Source organism: Paenibacillus xylanexedens (genome assembly GCF_017874615.1).
Taxonomy (GTDB): Bacteria; Bacillota; Bacilli; order Paenibacillales; family Paenibacillaceae; genus Paenibacillus; species Paenibacillus xylanexedens.
In genome coordinates, this window is record NZ_JAGIKV010000029.1 from 1 (window position 1) to 14,745 (window position 14,745).

14 protein-coding genes are annotated in these 14,745 nt (G+C 46.7%); 4 read left to right on the forward strand and 10 right to left on the reverse strand.

Features of this window, described 5'->3' with window-relative positions; all coding sequences use genetic code 11:
* Positions 1-131: 131 nt before the first annotated feature.
* The 8 genes from J2Z28_RS26855 to J2Z28_RS26890 all read right to left on the reverse strand — a co-directional run bounded on the left by J2Z28_RS26855 (position 132) and on the right by J2Z28_RS26890 (position 6,401).
* Positions 132-467: a hypothetical protein gene (locus tag J2Z28_RS26855; RefSeq protein WP_211085215.1), complete on the reverse strand. Its 336-nt coding sequence runs from the start codon at positions 465-467 to the stop codon at positions 132-134.
* A 44-nt stretch (positions 468-511) separates the two neighbouring features.
* A complete protein-coding gene (locus J2Z28_RS26860) occupies positions 512-1,213 on the reverse strand; it encodes a pirin family protein (RefSeq protein WP_211085217.1) in 702 nt (233 codons plus the stop codon).
* Positions 1,214-1,512: 299 nt separating this feature from the next.
* On the reverse strand, positions 1,513-1,926 hold the full coding sequence (locus J2Z28_RS26865; protein ID WP_211085219.1) for a DoxX family protein: 414 nt from the start codon (positions 1,924-1,926) through the stop codon (positions 1,513-1,515).
* A 52-nt stretch (positions 1,927-1,978) separates the two neighbouring features.
* The gene (locus tag J2Z28_RS26870) at positions 1,979-2,839 is read right to left on the reverse strand and encodes a M56 family metallopeptidase (protein WP_211085221.1); all 861 of its coding nucleotides are present in this window, start codon (positions 2,837-2,839) and stop codon (positions 1,979-1,981) included.
* Position 2,840: 1 nt separating this feature from the next.
* Entirely contained in the window at positions 2,841-3,257 is a 417-nt protein-coding gene (locus tag J2Z28_RS26875; protein WP_036612800.1) for a BlaI/MecI/CopY family transcriptional regulator, read from the reverse strand.
* 211 nt (positions 3,258-3,468) lie between these two features.
* Positions 3,469-4,932, reverse strand: coding sequence for a catalase (locus J2Z28_RS26880; RefSeq protein WP_280530862.1), 1,464 nt, complete (start codon positions 4,930-4,932; stop codon positions 3,469-3,471).
* A gap of 291 nt (positions 4,933-5,223) precedes the next feature.
* Entirely contained in the window at positions 5,224-6,030 is an 807-nt protein-coding gene (locus J2Z28_RS26885; RefSeq protein ID WP_211085224.1) for a winged helix-turn-helix transcriptional regulator, read from the reverse strand.
* A complete protein-coding gene (locus J2Z28_RS26890; protein ID WP_211085226.1) occupies positions 6,006-6,401 on the reverse strand; it encodes a Fur family transcriptional regulator in 396 nt (131 codons plus the stop codon). The genes J2Z28_RS26885 and J2Z28_RS26890 overlap by 25 nt, the downstream gene beginning before the upstream one ends.
* A gap of 272 nt (positions 6,402-6,673) precedes the next feature.
* On the opposite strand from J2Z28_RS26890, the gene J2Z28_RS26895 reads away from it, so the two are divergent.
* On the forward strand, positions 6,674-7,786 hold the full coding sequence (locus J2Z28_RS26895; protein WP_211085228.1) for a GGDEF domain-containing protein: 1,113 nt from the start codon (positions 6,674-6,676) through the stop codon (positions 7,784-7,786).
* Positions 7,787-7,925: 139 nt separating this feature from the next.
* Here the strand turns inward: J2Z28_RS26895 and J2Z28_RS26900 are convergent, their stop codons facing one another.
* Positions 7,926-8,864 carry an aldo/keto reductase family protein gene (locus tag J2Z28_RS26900; protein ID WP_047840782.1) on the reverse strand — a complete coding sequence of 313 codons (939 nt, stop codon included), beginning with the start codon at positions 8,862-8,864 and terminating at the stop codon, positions 7,926-7,928.
* A gap of 151 nt (positions 8,865-9,015) precedes the next feature.
* Positions 9,016-10,653 (reverse strand): ATP-binding response regulator, encoded by a 1,638-nt coding sequence (locus J2Z28_RS26905; protein WP_211085230.1) that lies wholly within the window; start codon positions 10,651-10,653, stop codon positions 9,016-9,018.
* Between the two features lie 482 nt (positions 10,654-11,135).
* Between J2Z28_RS26905 and J2Z28_RS26910 the strand changes: the two genes are divergently transcribed.
* The 3 genes from J2Z28_RS26910 (at position 11,136) to J2Z28_RS26920 (ending at position 14,660) form a co-directional block, all read left to right on the forward strand.
* Positions 11,136-13,097 (forward strand): anaerobic ribonucleoside triphosphate reductase, encoded by a 1,962-nt coding sequence (locus tag J2Z28_RS26910; protein ID WP_211085232.1) that lies wholly within the window; start codon positions 11,136-11,138, stop codon positions 13,095-13,097.
* Positions 13,094-13,603, forward strand: a complete 510-nt coding sequence (nrdG, locus tag J2Z28_RS26915) for an anaerobic ribonucleoside-triphosphate reductase activating protein (protein ID WP_211085234.1) — start codon at positions 13,094-13,096, stop codon at positions 13,601-13,603. Before J2Z28_RS26910 ends, nrdG begins: the two co-directional genes overlap by 4 nt.
* 217 nt (positions 13,604-13,820) lie before the next feature.
* Complete coding sequence (locus J2Z28_RS26920) at positions 13,821-14,660, forward strand: methyl-accepting chemotaxis protein (protein WP_036612816.1); 840 nt, start codon at positions 13,821-13,823, stop codon at positions 14,658-14,660.
* Positions 14,661-14,745: the final 85 nt, after the last annotated feature.

The following is a 14,745-nucleotide window of genomic DNA, read 5'->3' on the forward strand; positions in this document are numbered from 1 at the left end:
CACTTCCATTTTACCAAGGAAAGGCTTCTTTTTGTTTTACAATTTGGAAAACAGGTCTGTCCCTAGCCATTTTTATGACTTATGGGACAGCCCCTCCTTAACTATTCGAAAACCTGTTCAAGCTATTTTAGTTAATCCGCAAAATAATCTTCAGGCACATAACGAATCTCCGACTTCGCATAGATGCTTAGCGTGTGACTCTCCCTGTCGTATACTACCCGTTCACCATCGGCGTAGTACCAGTGTTTCAAAAGGGGCCGGTCCTTGCGTTGGACGAATCGAAATACGTTCAGTTCCTGTCTAAGCTTCATAATCTGTTCCACAATCTGCTCGTCCAGACCCGTAACGGTAAATATGAAACCTGTACCCTCCTGTTGGAACCGATAGGACAGCGAATCTGTTTTGCTATTAGCTAATCCTCGCCCGGTCACCGCATGTTTAACCATAAACCATTCCTGTTGCGCCATACGTGTATATCCTCCTTCATCTTGGAGTTCATTTCATCAGCCATCTACGGCAAATCAATAATCATATAGAACGTATCTTCGTTTCCTTGCAGTTCGATTGAATCCCGCTGTTCCACACGAGCCGTGTCGCCTTCGTTCAACAGGTACTCTCCATCCAATCCCAGCTTGCCTTCGATGGAGAAAATGTACATTCGGCGGCCTGCATCCTGATTAAAGGTTAACGTTTCGTCTTTGGCTAATCGGCCAAGGTAGATCGTCATATCCTGATGAATGGTCGCAACTCTTGGTCCCCCATCTGGGGATACAATCGGCACAAGTGCTCCTGCCAATGCCGCTGGATCAAATGATGTGGTCTCATAGGAGGGCTCTAACCCTTTTGTCTGTGGCATGAACCAGAGCTGAAGCAAACGTACTTCTTCGGTATCGGATGCATTATGTTCGGTATGAATCATGCCACTGCCTGCTGACATCCGCTGGATACCACCAAAGCCTGTAACGGCTACATTGCCCAGGTTATCTTCATGTCGCAACTTGCCGTTCAATACGATGGATACAATCTCCATATCACTATGCGGGTGAGCCCCAAAACCGCGACCAGGCGCAATCACATCGTCGTTCGCTACCCGCATCGGTCCAAACGCCGTATTCTCCGAGTCTTGGTATTCTCCGAAAGAAAAGCTGTGACTACCCCGGAGCCAGCCTCGATCGAAGCTGGAGCGGGCATCGGATGGAATGACGTTAATCATAAAATGCATCCTCCTTATTTTTTCTTAGTAGCATACTTATTCTCATTGTAACAAACTATAGGCATGTCGTCCAAACAAGGTGAACCGGCTGTCGCCGTCCTCTAGCGGCTCAGCGTGTTTCATTCCGAAGAAATATAGAGAAGGATGGTGAAATAACATAACTTCCCTATATTTCAAAAAAAGTTCTCTACTGATCAGCCCGGTTCGCAAATACAATTCCCGAACCGGCCTGGCCAATAAAGAACCTCGTTACAGGACTCACCCTGCACTTCATTATTTTTTAACAATCGTTAGTCAATTCAGGCACTCACATTCTGACGAGCGTTCCCCTGTCTGGAGAACAGATAATCCACGGCCAGGAAGCGGCTTCCTGTGAAGAGCAGTGTCAGGGAACCCGCCAGCAGCAGGTAATCTAACTCGGTACCACTCAGGAACGGCTCACCCATTTTGGCTGTAAACAGAACGCCAACCATCACGATAGCAAACAGGGCTGCAAACACACGTGTTCCCAGACCCAGAATCATCGCTGCACCACCTACCAACTCAATGATGGCTACAACGGATGCAAGAAATCCAGGAATACCAATACTTTCGAAGAAACCTACCGTACCGCTGATTCCACCTTCGAATTTACTCCAGCCGTGCAATACAAAGACCAAACCGATCATAATCCTTGAGAAAAATAATCCAATCTCTACACTTTTATTATTCATGTTCATCATCCTTCCTAGTGTTATACTCGAACTCACATATAGCTAAGTTGATTCATCCAATGGACCAAACAAACAAGATAGACAGCAACAGGAAAACAGTAGCCGACATCAGAACGGCGTAGCGTGGTAACCTCAGCGTGACGTCCTGTTCCGGGTCCAGCAGACGTGAAATTCGGACATTCACCGACGTATCCGCAAATGAGGATTGAACGGTCAGTTCTTTGGCCCCCCAAGGTTCAGGACAAGCACGGAGCAGCTTGAGCAAAGCACTGCCAATGCCTGCCATATTGCCTGTACGCTCAATAGCCTCATTGTCCGCCAGAATTTCTCTCACAATATTGTAATGTTTCGAAGTATGCTTCAATACGGGAATATACGGCATCATGATTGCAAATACCGATAACAGTGTTGTCTTCAGTGGGTCACGGTGCCACAGATGATGGACTTCGTGGTACACAACTGCAGTCTCCTCTTCTGCATCCAGCATCGTCAGAAGCCCCGTGGAGAGTACGATGCAAGGTCTCCATAAACCAATTGTAAATGCAACCGGTGAATGCTTGTCCACCACAATGAATCTCGGCTGTCCGAGATGGTGATACTTGGACTCCAGTTCGCGAGACAATGCACGCACCTCCATGGAGCGAAGCTTACGTACGGCTGCTCTGGTTTTCATCATACGCACCATTAACAACCAGCCTGTTCCCGCAAATGTCAGCAATACCAGTGCCAGCAGGAAATGTCCCACGGATAACCAGCCCAGTCGACTCATCCAATGATTGCAGAGCCAGAGCAGGTTAAACGGGATATCCCAGCCAAAAATTTTGTACATCGCGTACATGAACATCTGCATGAACACGAGTAACGGAATGCCAAACCCGACGGTAAACAAAAGTTTCGAGCGGGTCTTCCACATCTTAATCGCTATCCTTTTTCCATTGTTTGATCTTCTGTTCCAGGCGTTCAATCAGACCCGCATCTGCTTCGTCCAGCGCATCCAGCATATGATTCAATGCCAAAGCTCCGAATTCATCCACCAACTCATGTGACAGTTCCTTGGATTGGTCGTTCATAAACTCCTCCTTACTCTGTACCGGTTGGTACAAAGATGTTCTGCCCTTTTGTGACTTTCCGAGAAGTCCCTTGTCTACGAGCCGGTTCATCACAGTCATGACTGTATTAAAATTGACGTCTTTGTCTTGTTCAAGTGCGGTCTGCACTTCACGGATGCTACTGCCAGGATGAGCCCATAAAATGTCCATAATCTTGGCTTCCAGCGGACCGAAAAATCGGTTGAGCCCACGCTCACCCACTTTGAAATTGTGTATTCTCATTTTCTGACACCCCTCACACTACCCATTGTAGTGCCAACAAATGAGAAGTCAACCTCTATGTCAGCTATTTTATGTAAATGATTTGTAAATTTGTTTTCCATTTCAGTAAAAAAGGCCAAAGACCGGGAAATTCCGCACGTTCGCGGTTTTCCCGGTCTTCACCGAATATCAGTCCGTATGATGTTGTGTGAGTACAGGGTCAAACTGCACTTTATTTTCCATCCTGTGACGGCATATGTGCAGAAATATCCACGCCGAGTCCATGAGCTAAACGTCCGCCAAGCTGTCCATCCGCCCGGAAGAAGTGGCACAGGGCACGCATTTGAATATCAACAGATACGCCCTTAAGGTCATTGATCAGATTATCAAGCAAATGCTGCTGCTCTACAGGAGTAAATGAACGGAAAAGCTCACCTGCCTGCGTGTAATCATCCGTCTTCTCGATTTTCTCTCTTGTAACATGCCCTTGCAACGGAACCTGACTGTCCCGGTATGCTGGATCTTCTTGCGGGCTGTTTCCGGAACTGTTGGGTTCATAGTTCACCGGAGATGGGTCCTGATTCACATTCATGAGTCCATCACGCTGATGATTACGAACGGGTGCGTACGGGCAATTCACCGGAATTTGTAAATAGTTCGGTCCAAGCCGGTGACGCTGTGTATCTGGATAGGAGAATAGGCGTCCTTGCAACAATTTGTCTTCGGAAGGCTCAATTCCGGGTACAAGCGCACTAGGAGAAAAGGCCGCCTGCTCCACTTCAGCAAAGAAGTTTTGCGGATTCCGATTCAGGGTCATGGTCCCTACAGTATGGAACGGCAATACATCTTCAGGCCATGTTTTGGTTGGATCGAGAGGATCAAAAGCAAAATCATCCATTTGCTCCGGCTTCAAGAGCTGTACCTGTAACTTCCACTGCGGGTATTGCCCGTTCTTGATATGTTCATGCAGGTCCCGGGTAGCATGGTTAAAGTCTTGCCCCTGTACCTCGGCAGCTTCCTGACGAGAGAAGCCTCGCACGCCTTGTGCAGACTCCCATTTGTATTTCACATAGTGGACCTGTCCCTGTGCATTAATCCATTTGAAAGCATGTACGCTGAAACCATCCATCTCCCGATAACTTGCTGGTGTGCCCAGATCAGAGAACAACCAGGTCATCATATGTGTTGATTCCGGTGAGAGGGTCATAAAGTCCCAATATCGGGCGGGTTCCTGAATGTTCGTATCTGGAGCTGGCTTCAGAGAGTGAACCATGTCGGGAAACTTTATGGCATCACGAATGAAGAACACGGGCAGATGGTTGCCGACGATATCATAATTACCTTCCCGGGTGTAGAATTTGACGGAAAATCCACGCGGATCCCGTGCAGTCTCTGGTGATCCCGTACCGTGAATAACGGTCGAGAAACGAACCAGCACATCCGTCTCCGTACCCGGATCTTGCAGGAAGTCCGCTGTGGTATAAGCCTTCATACTCTGCTCCAACGTAAATACGCCATGAGCTCCTGTACCCCTTGCATGTACAACTCTTTCGGGAATACGTTCACGGTCAAAGTGGGCTATTTTCTCAATAAGATGGTAGTCTTCAAGCAGTGTTGGTCCTCTTCTGCCTGCTGTGCGGGAATTCTGGTTATCACCGACAGGTGCTCCCTGATTGGTTGTCATACGTTCTGTCATCATGTCGTCCTCCTCTAATGGGTCTCACGGCTGTTATATATCTACTATATAAAATCATATTCGGCTTCGGTTTAAATATACATTTAGACTTGATCTAACTGTTAAATTGATTCTAACATGTCCTACTCTGCTCTTGCATGAGGTTCACATGAGATTAAGATGAGGTTCTTCAACACTTCATGAATGAACCATGAACATGTTTTTAAGAAAGTGATTCGGATTTACTCTATCTATTAGGTTTTACCCAAAAATACATGAGGTGAACGATAAAATTAGATAAAAAAAAGCGGACTAATCCGCCAGGCGGTAGCCCACTCCTCTTACAGTTACGATATATTGCGGCGAAGACGCGTTATCGCCTAATTTCTTGCGCAAGCTTTTGATATGAACATCGACCACATTACTTCCACCTGTAAAGTCCGTCTCCCAAATATCACTGAGCATCTCCTCACGGGAAATGACCGCACCTTTGGCGTCAATCAGCTTGAGCAACAGATCATATTCGGTCTTGGTCAGATGAATCCGGTTATCATCGCGCTGTACACTCATCCGTTCACGATCGAGCCACAGATCCTTGAATACGATCCGTTGCCCTTCCTCAGGCAAGAAGCCACGGTTGGGCAGAGCAGGACTGTTGCCAATCATGCGCTGCACCCGGTAAAGAGCTTCCTGCGGGCGTGCAGGCCACACCAGCAATTCCTCTTGAAGCATCGGTCCACTTGCGCTGCCAATCATCTTCTCACCGACCAGATACAGACAAGGCGTTGTATGTTCCGCTTCCCGGTTCAATCGGCTGCTGATCCCAGCGAATGCATCTATGGTTCCGGCAACAGACAGATCATAGATCAACAGATCAAAGACAAGACGTTCATGTAGATCCGGTTCCCAGCGATGGAAGACCAGTACATCAAAGCAGCTGTCTGTCAGAGCCTTCACCAATTCATGGACCTGTCCCGGCATTGGGCTAATCAGAATGACACGCCGTGTAGTCGGACAATTATCCACAACCGGTGCTGGATCGGACAAGGCAGGTTTGACCCGAAGGGGCAAACGGCGACCAGGCAACCTTACTTTTACTTGATCCGTTTGTTTCTGCATTCCCCGCAGACACCTCCAAAGACCACATGTGCATGGTCGATTGTATATCCGGTTTCTTCAGCCACCTGTTTCATCCATTGTGGAGGAACCTCCGTCATCACCTCGTCCACTTTGCCGCACACTTCACACATAATGTGCTGATGATCATCCATACGGGCATCGTACCTGCTTGCTGTCTCTCCGAGTTTAAGTTCCCGTATCAGTTCTTTGTCCGTCAGATAACGAAGAGAATTATACACCGTACCATAGGCCAGATTATATCCTTGTTCCACGAGTCGGTTCATGACATCAGCAGCTGTAGGGTGATCCTCCGAATGACGCACCACATCATATACCGCTTGCCGTTGTATCGTCAGATTTAAAGTTCTCACAACCATTTCTCCTTTATTATTGATCCATTTTATATGAAATCAGACACTGATCTTCTACTTATGATGGCCTTCTCTAAAAGAAAGAATAAATTTTGATTTAGATTAAGTATAAATCTTATTGTATATTGAAGTCAATATCACTCTAACATCCTGTATATGCAAATAAAACACCTTTCCCAGCAATCCCCTCATAAATTTGGGATAATATGGTTCGCTACAGCACCACTTTTCAGATAAAATATAGGGATGTGCGTAAAAAGGGGGAATGTCGGTTGTTTAGCACTTTTTTCATTAATATCTGTGTCATGATTACATTTATGTATGTGTCCGGGATCATCGCGAAGTTCTATAGTATCCGATTGCCTTTTCCCTCGTTACGTGTTCAGTTGATCGGCGGCTTATTATTCGGTATATATGGCACAGTACTCATGAATTATTCTTTCCCTCTGAACGAAACTACGATTGTAGATCTACGGCATCTGGCCATCGTTACCGCAGCGGTATATATGGGAGGATTGGCTTCGGTATTTACGGGACTTATGATCTCGGTCCTTCGTATTCTGATGTTCGGCATATCATCCTCTGCCATAGATGCAGGATTTGTGATGACTCTGATTGGACTGTCCGGTGTATACTTCGCCTATGCTCCCTGGTCCAGACTGACCAAAATAATTACAATGAATCTGCTTGGCATGACATTAATCTTTATCATCCTTATGTTGAATACGGACAGCATGAATTCATTAATGAAGATATATCCGTTACAAATGACCATTTCCTTTGCCGGTGGATTATTTATCTATTTCATCGCAGAATTCATTAATAAATCCAATGAAATGTTATTTCTATTGGAAAAAAGAGCATCTACCGATCATCTTACCAACCTGAGCAATCGACGACAGTTCGAAAAATCACTTCAACTGGAACTCCAGCGTGCGCGGGATTACCAACAGAAGCTTTCCTTGCTTGCCATTGATATTGACCGATTCAAAAAGGTAAACGACACCTATGGTCATTCCGCTGGCGATGCGGTCCTGAAGCAACTGGGACAACTGCTCGTTGAGCATGCACGTTCTGCTGATATCGTGTCACGAAACGGTGGGGAAGAATTCGCCATTCTCTTGCTCGACTGTGGACACCGTCAGGCCGTAGCTACCGCCGAATCTATACGGCAGGCTGTAGAGAAATACCATTTTGCTCTGCCCGACGGGCACACGACACGTCTAACCATCTCCATTGGCGTAGCCGTGTATCCCGATCATTGTGATGATCATGACGATGACGATTTCTTCGAACAGGCCGACCGTGCTTTATATGAAGCCAAGAATACAGGGCGTAACCGTGTATGTGCCTTAACTTTTCGCTCCTTGCCTCTTACACTTTAAAGTAATATCTAACCTTTCAATAAACAACCTTTCAACGTTCTCCAAAAAAGGGATGTCTCGTTCGCCTATTCAGGCGTACAGGACATCCCTTGCTTTATGGATCATTACATATCATCTCAGCTTGTGTGCTGACAGGAGATCAAGCAAGGATGCTCTCAATCTCCTCGACAATGGCAGCATCCAGCTTCACGCCAGATGCAGCCGCGTTTTCTTTTACCTGCTCGGGACGACTCGCCCCTACAAGTGCACTGGATACATTGTTCTGGCGCAGAATCCAGGCAAGGGCCAGTTGACCAACCTTCAGATCCAGCTTGTCCGCCACTTCAATCAGTTGACGAACTTTCCCGATACGATCCGCATTGATCTTTCCTTCGTCCCATCCTAGCTTGGCAGCACGGCTATTCTCTGGGATATCGGAAACGGACGTATATTTCCCGGTCAATAGACCTTGAGCAAGCGGGGAATATACGACTTGTCCGATGCCTTTACGCTCGCCGAGCGGGATAATCTCATTTTCGATATAACGGTCAAACATGTTGTACACCGGCTGATTGACCACGATACGATCCAGAAGCAGACGATCTGCTGTACCCAACGCAGCTTCCATCTGAGCCGCTGTCCACTGGCTGACACCTACATATAACACCTTGCCTTGGCGTACCAGATCATCGAGCGCGCGGAGTGTTTCTTCAATTGGTGTTTCGGTATGATAACGATGGCAGTAATAGATATCCACATATTCAACGCCCAGGCGCTTCAAGCTGGCTTCACATTGCTCCTTGATATGTTTGCGAGACAACCCCTGGTCATTCGGACCATCACCCATTTTGCCAAATACTTTGGTTGCAAGTACATAAGAGTCACGGGAATATGCTTTGAGCGTCTGCCCCAGCAGTTCTTCTGCTGCACCCCGTTCGTATACATTGGCAGTATCAAAAAAGTTAATGCCTTCATCAAATGCAGTTTCAATTGATTTCACCGCATTCTCACGTTCCACATACCCTCCGTACGTCAGCCAGCTTCCCAGGCTGATCTCGCTTACTTTCAGTCCGCTTCCACCTAATCTGCGATAATCCAATGTACATCCTCCTCTGTTGGTTATAAAGATGAAGTTCACTTTCTATTGTAACGTAACCAGCTCGGAATAAAAGGGCTTTGGCTCAGAAAATGGAAAATGAAAAGAAGCGCACCTAAGGTGCGCCGAATAAAGATTTATCTATGATCATGATTTAAGGCAAAGTAATGCTCAATGCATTCAACAGATCAGCCTGTCTGACCGGCTTGGTCAGAACAGCATCAAAGGCTTCTGCTTCATGCAATTCAATGTGCATACCATAAGGAACAAGAACAATGACGGGCAAATTCTGCAGTCGCTGTTTCAGTTCATGTACAAAATCGACCGCACCGCCTTCCAGTAACCCCATATCCACCACGGCTACATCCGGCATGAATCCTTCCTTAATCCAATCATGCGCTACTGTCAGACCTGAGGTCATATGTACATCCATCTCCCACCTACGCATCAGGGAAGAGACGCCTTGCAAAATGTCAGGGTCCTTGGCAAGCAACACCTTTTTCCCTTTTAACCGCTGCTGAACACTTGCGAGTTGAGGTAACTCCCAGTATCTGCGCAACGGAAGGGAGATGTTAAATTCCGTCTCATTTTCCTTCACACTGCTCACCTGAATACGGCCATGCATGAGAATGGCAAGATTCTGGCTTACAGCTAAACCCAGATTGCTTCCAATCAGTTTTTGGATATTCAAATTTTCATCTTGGCTGTTAAAGGTTTGTGTCTTCTTGTCCGATAACATCTGACCCGTGTACTTCACCTTGAGCAGAAGTGTACCGGTCTCCTCCAATTCTTCTCCGTTCACTACTGCTGTGATCAGAACCGAACCTTCACGCGTTGAATCGAGAGCATACTGAATGACGTGTGCAAGCAACTGTCCAATCTTGACTTCATCACCAACGAACACTTGAGATACATTCAGTTCAAGATTTAATCCCAACTCAATGTTCTTGCCCGTCGCAATCCCGGCATAGAGATACACGGTATTTTCAATGGTGCCTACCAGATCAAACGGATCATCATGTATAACCGTTTTACCTGCTTCATTAATGTTGAAATTCATCATATTATTCAGCAAGGAAAGCAGAATATTGCCGCTTGTCTCAATCATGTTCACATATTCGGACTGCTCCTCGGGCATATCTGGTGTGCGTATCAGATCTGTCAGTCCCAAAATACCGTTCAAGGGATTGCGAATCTCGTGACTCATTAGCTTCAACATCTGTGTTTTGGTCATGGCCTCAGATTCGGCACGTTCTTTCTCTGCCTGGAGCTGTTCTTGCATTTGTTCCGAATCACTCAATTTCAGCTCCTGAACATGCAATGTGCTTTCCAGATCAACAACATAACCCAGAAATACAGCCATCGCCTTCAGTGTCTTCATATCGGTTTCGCTGATCACATAACCAGGATCATCCATCAGACAGATGGTGCCAAATGTTTCGCCCGATCTTCTCATAATAGGCACGCCCACGAAGAAGCGATTGCCAAGTCCGCTCGTAACGCCCATGGATCGTGTCATCGGATGTTCACATGTATCCGGGATCGTAAGAACGCTACCGTTGTCTCTTAAAACCAGGCTGCAATATGAATCCGTAAATGGAAGTGCACTGCCTTTAACAACTAACTCTTCCGTACGATTAAAGGCCTCCAAAATGACATTGGTCACCCCGTCATTCGTGGCAACAAAGATGGTATTGACCTTCAATATACCGCTTAATACGTCTACGATATGGGCCGCAGCTTCCTTTATATCTTCATAGAAACCTCTCGTAATGCCTTCTGCCGTCCCCATGATCCACCCCTTTTGTCTTAGCTGCACTTTCTAATCTGTATATCAGAATGTTTAATCACGTACAAGGGTTCATCAAGAATCCGAATAGCTGTCACAATCTATACTTATATGATTAACACTGTAGAAGTAAAAGAGAATCATTCTGCCTGCCGATAGCCCGTTTTCGGACAAAAGCAGGTCTTTAACTGATGGTTTAAAGACCGAAAATGTATTGCAAATCGCCTTTTCAGATTGATTAAAGTCCATCTTGTCCGACTTCGTATAATTATCCTTGCAGGTAACTAGCAATTATACGCTTCTACTCAGACTTTGGGAACCTTTGTCCGCAGCAATTAAAGGAAAGTCCACTTGGTCCAGTAAGTTGTGTGACCATTATCACACCCAAAAAACCACATATAGTTTATAAATGGATAAGACGAATCTACATATAGTATTTAACATGAATTGAATGATATCCAAAATCATTTTAGGAGGAACCTTACATGAACATGCTTGAGTATGCCACTCCACCGGCATCCGATCTATTATCCGACCTGGGAAGACGAATTATTGGCGCAGAAGACGCCGATACGCTGAGGGAAAATGCGAATCTGAACGGAGACTCCTTCAGCGGTAAAATGAGCAGGCTCGGTTCGGAGACCGCCAAGTGGCATGCTCTGCGTCATGTGTTGCCGGAAGAGCTTGCCCAAGCTGTGGAGAATGGGGATCTGTATGTACACGATTTGGATCAGTATGCTCTTGGAACGACCAACTGTATCTTTATCCCGTTTGACCGTCTCCTTGCTGCGGGTTTCAACACAGGCAACGGATCAGTTCGCACACCTCAGACGATCATGTCCGCAATGGCCCTGGTTGCGATCATCTTCCAATCCCAGCAGAACAGTCAATATGGCGGTGTATCGGCCAATAAGATTGACTGGGATCTGGCCCCTTATGTACAGCGATCGTTCCGCAAACATTATCGCAAAGGGCAACGTCTATTTGGTGAGCATGCCCTGCTCGAGGATGAACAGCTTCATCTGGACAGCATCGAAGCGAAGAATCAATGTCCGCGGGCATATGCCTTCGCTTATGAAGAGACTGAACTGGAGACAGGACAAGCTGCTGAATCACTGATTCATAACCTGAATACGATGAGCAGCCGGGCGGGTGGTCAGATTCCATTTACTTCACTGAACTATGGATTATGTACTTCTGCGGAAGGACGGTTGGTATCACGCTCGTTGCTGGAAGCAACCATTCGTGGCCTGGGCAACGGGGAGACTCCCGTGTTCCCTCAACATATTTTCCAATGTAAACAGGGGATCAATCAGGCTCAAGGAGAGCCGAACTATGATCTGTTCCGGCTCGCAGTCACCTGTTCATCCCGGCGGATGTATCCTAACTTTGTCAATGTGGATGCCTCTTTCAATCTGCCTTTCTATCATCCGGAAGATCCGGATACGATCATCGCAACTATGGGATGCCGCACACGTACACTGGCAGACCGGTTTGGTCGCAATCGTCAAAGTGGTAAAGGTAACCTGTCCTTCAACACCATTAACCTCGTTAAGCTCGGCATCCGGTTTGGCATCTGCCAAGGTGCCAGAGCTGTCGCTGACCGGGCCGGATTCTATACTGCTTTGGAGTCGGTTATGCATAATGCCGCTTCCGGCCTGCTGCACCGCTACCGAATTCAGACAGCACAGCCTGCCAAGGCATCGGACTTCATGATGCGGGAGGGTGTGTGGGAAGGTGGAGAACAGCTTGACCCGAACGAGCCGGTTGCCGATCTATTAAAGCATGGAACATTATCTCTTGGTTTTATCGGTCTCGCGGAATGTATGACAGCTCTCTATGGGCGCCATCATGGGCAGGACCCTCATGTACATCGCGAAGCGCTCAACATTATTCGGACCATGAGAGAGTTCTGTGACCGGATGAGCGAGCAGCATAACTTGAATATCACCCTGTTTGCCACACCTGCTGAAGGGTTGTCCGGCAAATTCACGAAGATCGACAGAGCCCATTATGGCATTATTCCCGGGGTTAATGATCGTGAGTATTATACGAACTCGTTCCATATCCCGGTATACCACACGCTTCCAGCATATCGGAAGATTGAACTGGAGGCTCCTTTCCACACGTTATGTAATGCGGGTGCAATCTCCTATGTGGAGCTTGACGGAAACGTTCGGGCCAACACCGCAGCTTTCCTGCGAATTGTACAGTATGCACTGGCGCAGGATATCGGTTATTTCTCCATTAATCATCCGATTGATCGCTGCCCTGCATGTGGTTATGAAGGCGTCATTGGGGATGTATGCCCAGGCTGTGAAGCCCACGAGAATCATGTACACTTCCAGCGGTTACGCCGCGTAACTGGCTATCTGACCGGAGATTACAAAGTACGCTTTAATGCTGCGAAGCAGGCCGAAGTGCGGGATCGGGTGAAGCACCGGTGAATCTATATGGTTACATCCCGGAATCGGTGAATGAAGGGACAGGCCTACGTGCTGTGTTGTTCATCAGCGGATGTCGTCACGCCTGTCCGGGCTGCTTCAGTCCGGATTCATGGAGCTTTCGAGCGGGTGAGCCCTTTACAGAGGAGCGGCAGCAGCAGATTCTGCATGAAGTGACGACCCATCCGTTGCTGGATGGCGTTACGTTGTGTGGTGGTGATCCCTTTTTCTCGGCAGCAGAATGTACGTCTTGGGTCCAGCAGCTCCGCGCTGCAAGTCCTGATCTGACGGTATGGGCCTACACGGGATTCGAATATGAAGAACTGATTACCGACACTGCAAGAGCGGAGCTTGCCCGGTTGTGTGATGTGATTATTGACGGTCGATACGTTGAAGCGGAGCGTGATGTCTCCCTTCCCTTCCGCGGCAGCCGGAATCAGCGTTTGATTGATGTCAGTGCAACACTAGCCACTCGAACCATCGTTACAATGCAGCTCAGTATGCTGTAAACATTGGTTTTATTCCCCTCACCAACTAACAAGGCACGGGTCCCCAGCGGACTCGTGCCTTGTTGGTGTATAGCGGTCTTCTTTAAAAGAATAGGTTTTATCCATTCTCTCTATTTTCTTCTCTATTGCATGACGATATATAATATAGGTAGTTATTAAGTTAGCATTTAAAATTTAACCGTTTACATAAGGTAACCAGGGAGGAATCATCTTTTATATGGATATTGTTCAAGCATTAATTACATGTATGCCTTTCTTTCGAGATACGATTCGTCAGGATGTAACCCTCTCCGTTATTGATCATGAAAAATTCTTATATTTCTCAGCAGGGGAATCGTTAAAACAACTGAATTATCAACCCGGCGACCCTCTATTGGATGGAAATCGAAATTTTGCTGATCTCAACGGCGGTACAGTCAAACGATTCGATCACTACCCTAAAGATTTATTCGGTGTTCCTTTTGACGTGGCTTTTATCCCCATTAAAAATGAGAAAGGTGAAGTCATCGCCCTGTTTAACCTGCTCTACAGTATGGATGACCAGGACCAGTTACAACAGCTCATGGATGCTACCGAAAATCTGACTAACCAGTTAATTGACAGTGTACAGCATGTAGCTGCACACTCCGAGGAACTCAGTGCCACAACCGAAGAGATCCGGAACAATTCCAAACAAGCCGTACAGAAATCAGGAAATGTAACTCAAGTTGCCAGCTTCATTCGCGAAATCTCCGAACAGACGAATCTGCTCGGCTTGAATGCAGCTATAGAAGCTGCTCGTGTAGGCGAAGCAGGTGCAGGTTTTGGCGTTGTTGCCAAAGAGATTCGCAAACTGTCTGTGGATACCAAAGAAGCGACTGCCCGTATTGAAGATTCTCTTCTCTCGGTTCGGCAATCCATTCAAGGCATGGAGAATGAACTTGGTGAGATCACGGCAAGCTCCCAAGAACAGGCTGAACTCGTAAACAATTTCATGAGCACAATTGAGCAACTGAATGAAACCAACAAACAATTGAAGCAATTTGTGCAAAAAATGATTACGTTTGACGGAAAATAAAAATACGTTTAATGGACAATACAAGCACGGTTCATATCATAAAAATTTGTATAATTCGTTTCCTACCGCTCAGGGGATTTATGCA

Coding starts and splice junctions, on each gene's coding strand:
- J2Z28_RS26920 (WP_036612816.1), top strand. CDS start 13,821: ATGGATATTGTTCAAGCATTAATTACATGTATGCCTTTCTTTCGAGAT.
- J2Z28_RS26865 (WP_211085219.1), bottom strand. CDS start 1,926: ATGAATAATAAAAGTGTAGAGATTGGATTATTTTTCTCAAGGATTATG.
- J2Z28_RS26870 (WP_211085221.1), bottom strand. CDS start 2,839: ATGTGGAAGACCCGCTCGAAACTTTTGTTTACCGTCGGGTTTGGCATT.
- J2Z28_RS26855 (WP_211085215.1), bottom strand. CDS start 467: ATGGCGCAACAGGAATGGTTTATGGTTAAACATGCGGTGACCGGGCGA.
- J2Z28_RS26905 (WP_211085230.1), bottom strand. CDS start 10,653: ATGGGGACGGCAGAAGGCATTACGAGAGGTTTCTATGAAGATATAAAG.
- J2Z28_RS26910 (WP_211085232.1), top strand. CDS start 11,136: ATGAACATGCTTGAGTATGCCACTCCACCGGCATCCGATCTATTATCC.
- J2Z28_RS26875 (WP_036612800.1), bottom strand. CDS start 3,257: ATGAGAATACACAATTTCAAAGTGGGTGAGCGTGGGCTCAACCGATTT.
- J2Z28_RS26885 (WP_211085224.1), bottom strand. CDS start 6,030: ATGCAGAAACAAACGGATCAAGTAAAAGTAAGGTTGCCTGGTCGCCGT.
- J2Z28_RS26860 (WP_211085217.1), bottom strand. CDS start 1,213: ATGATTAACGTCATTCCATCCGATGCCCGCTCCAGCTTCGATCGAGGC.
- J2Z28_RS26880 (WP_280530862.1), bottom strand. CDS start 4,932: ATGACAGAACGTATGACAACCAATCAGGGAGCACCTGTCGGTGATAAC.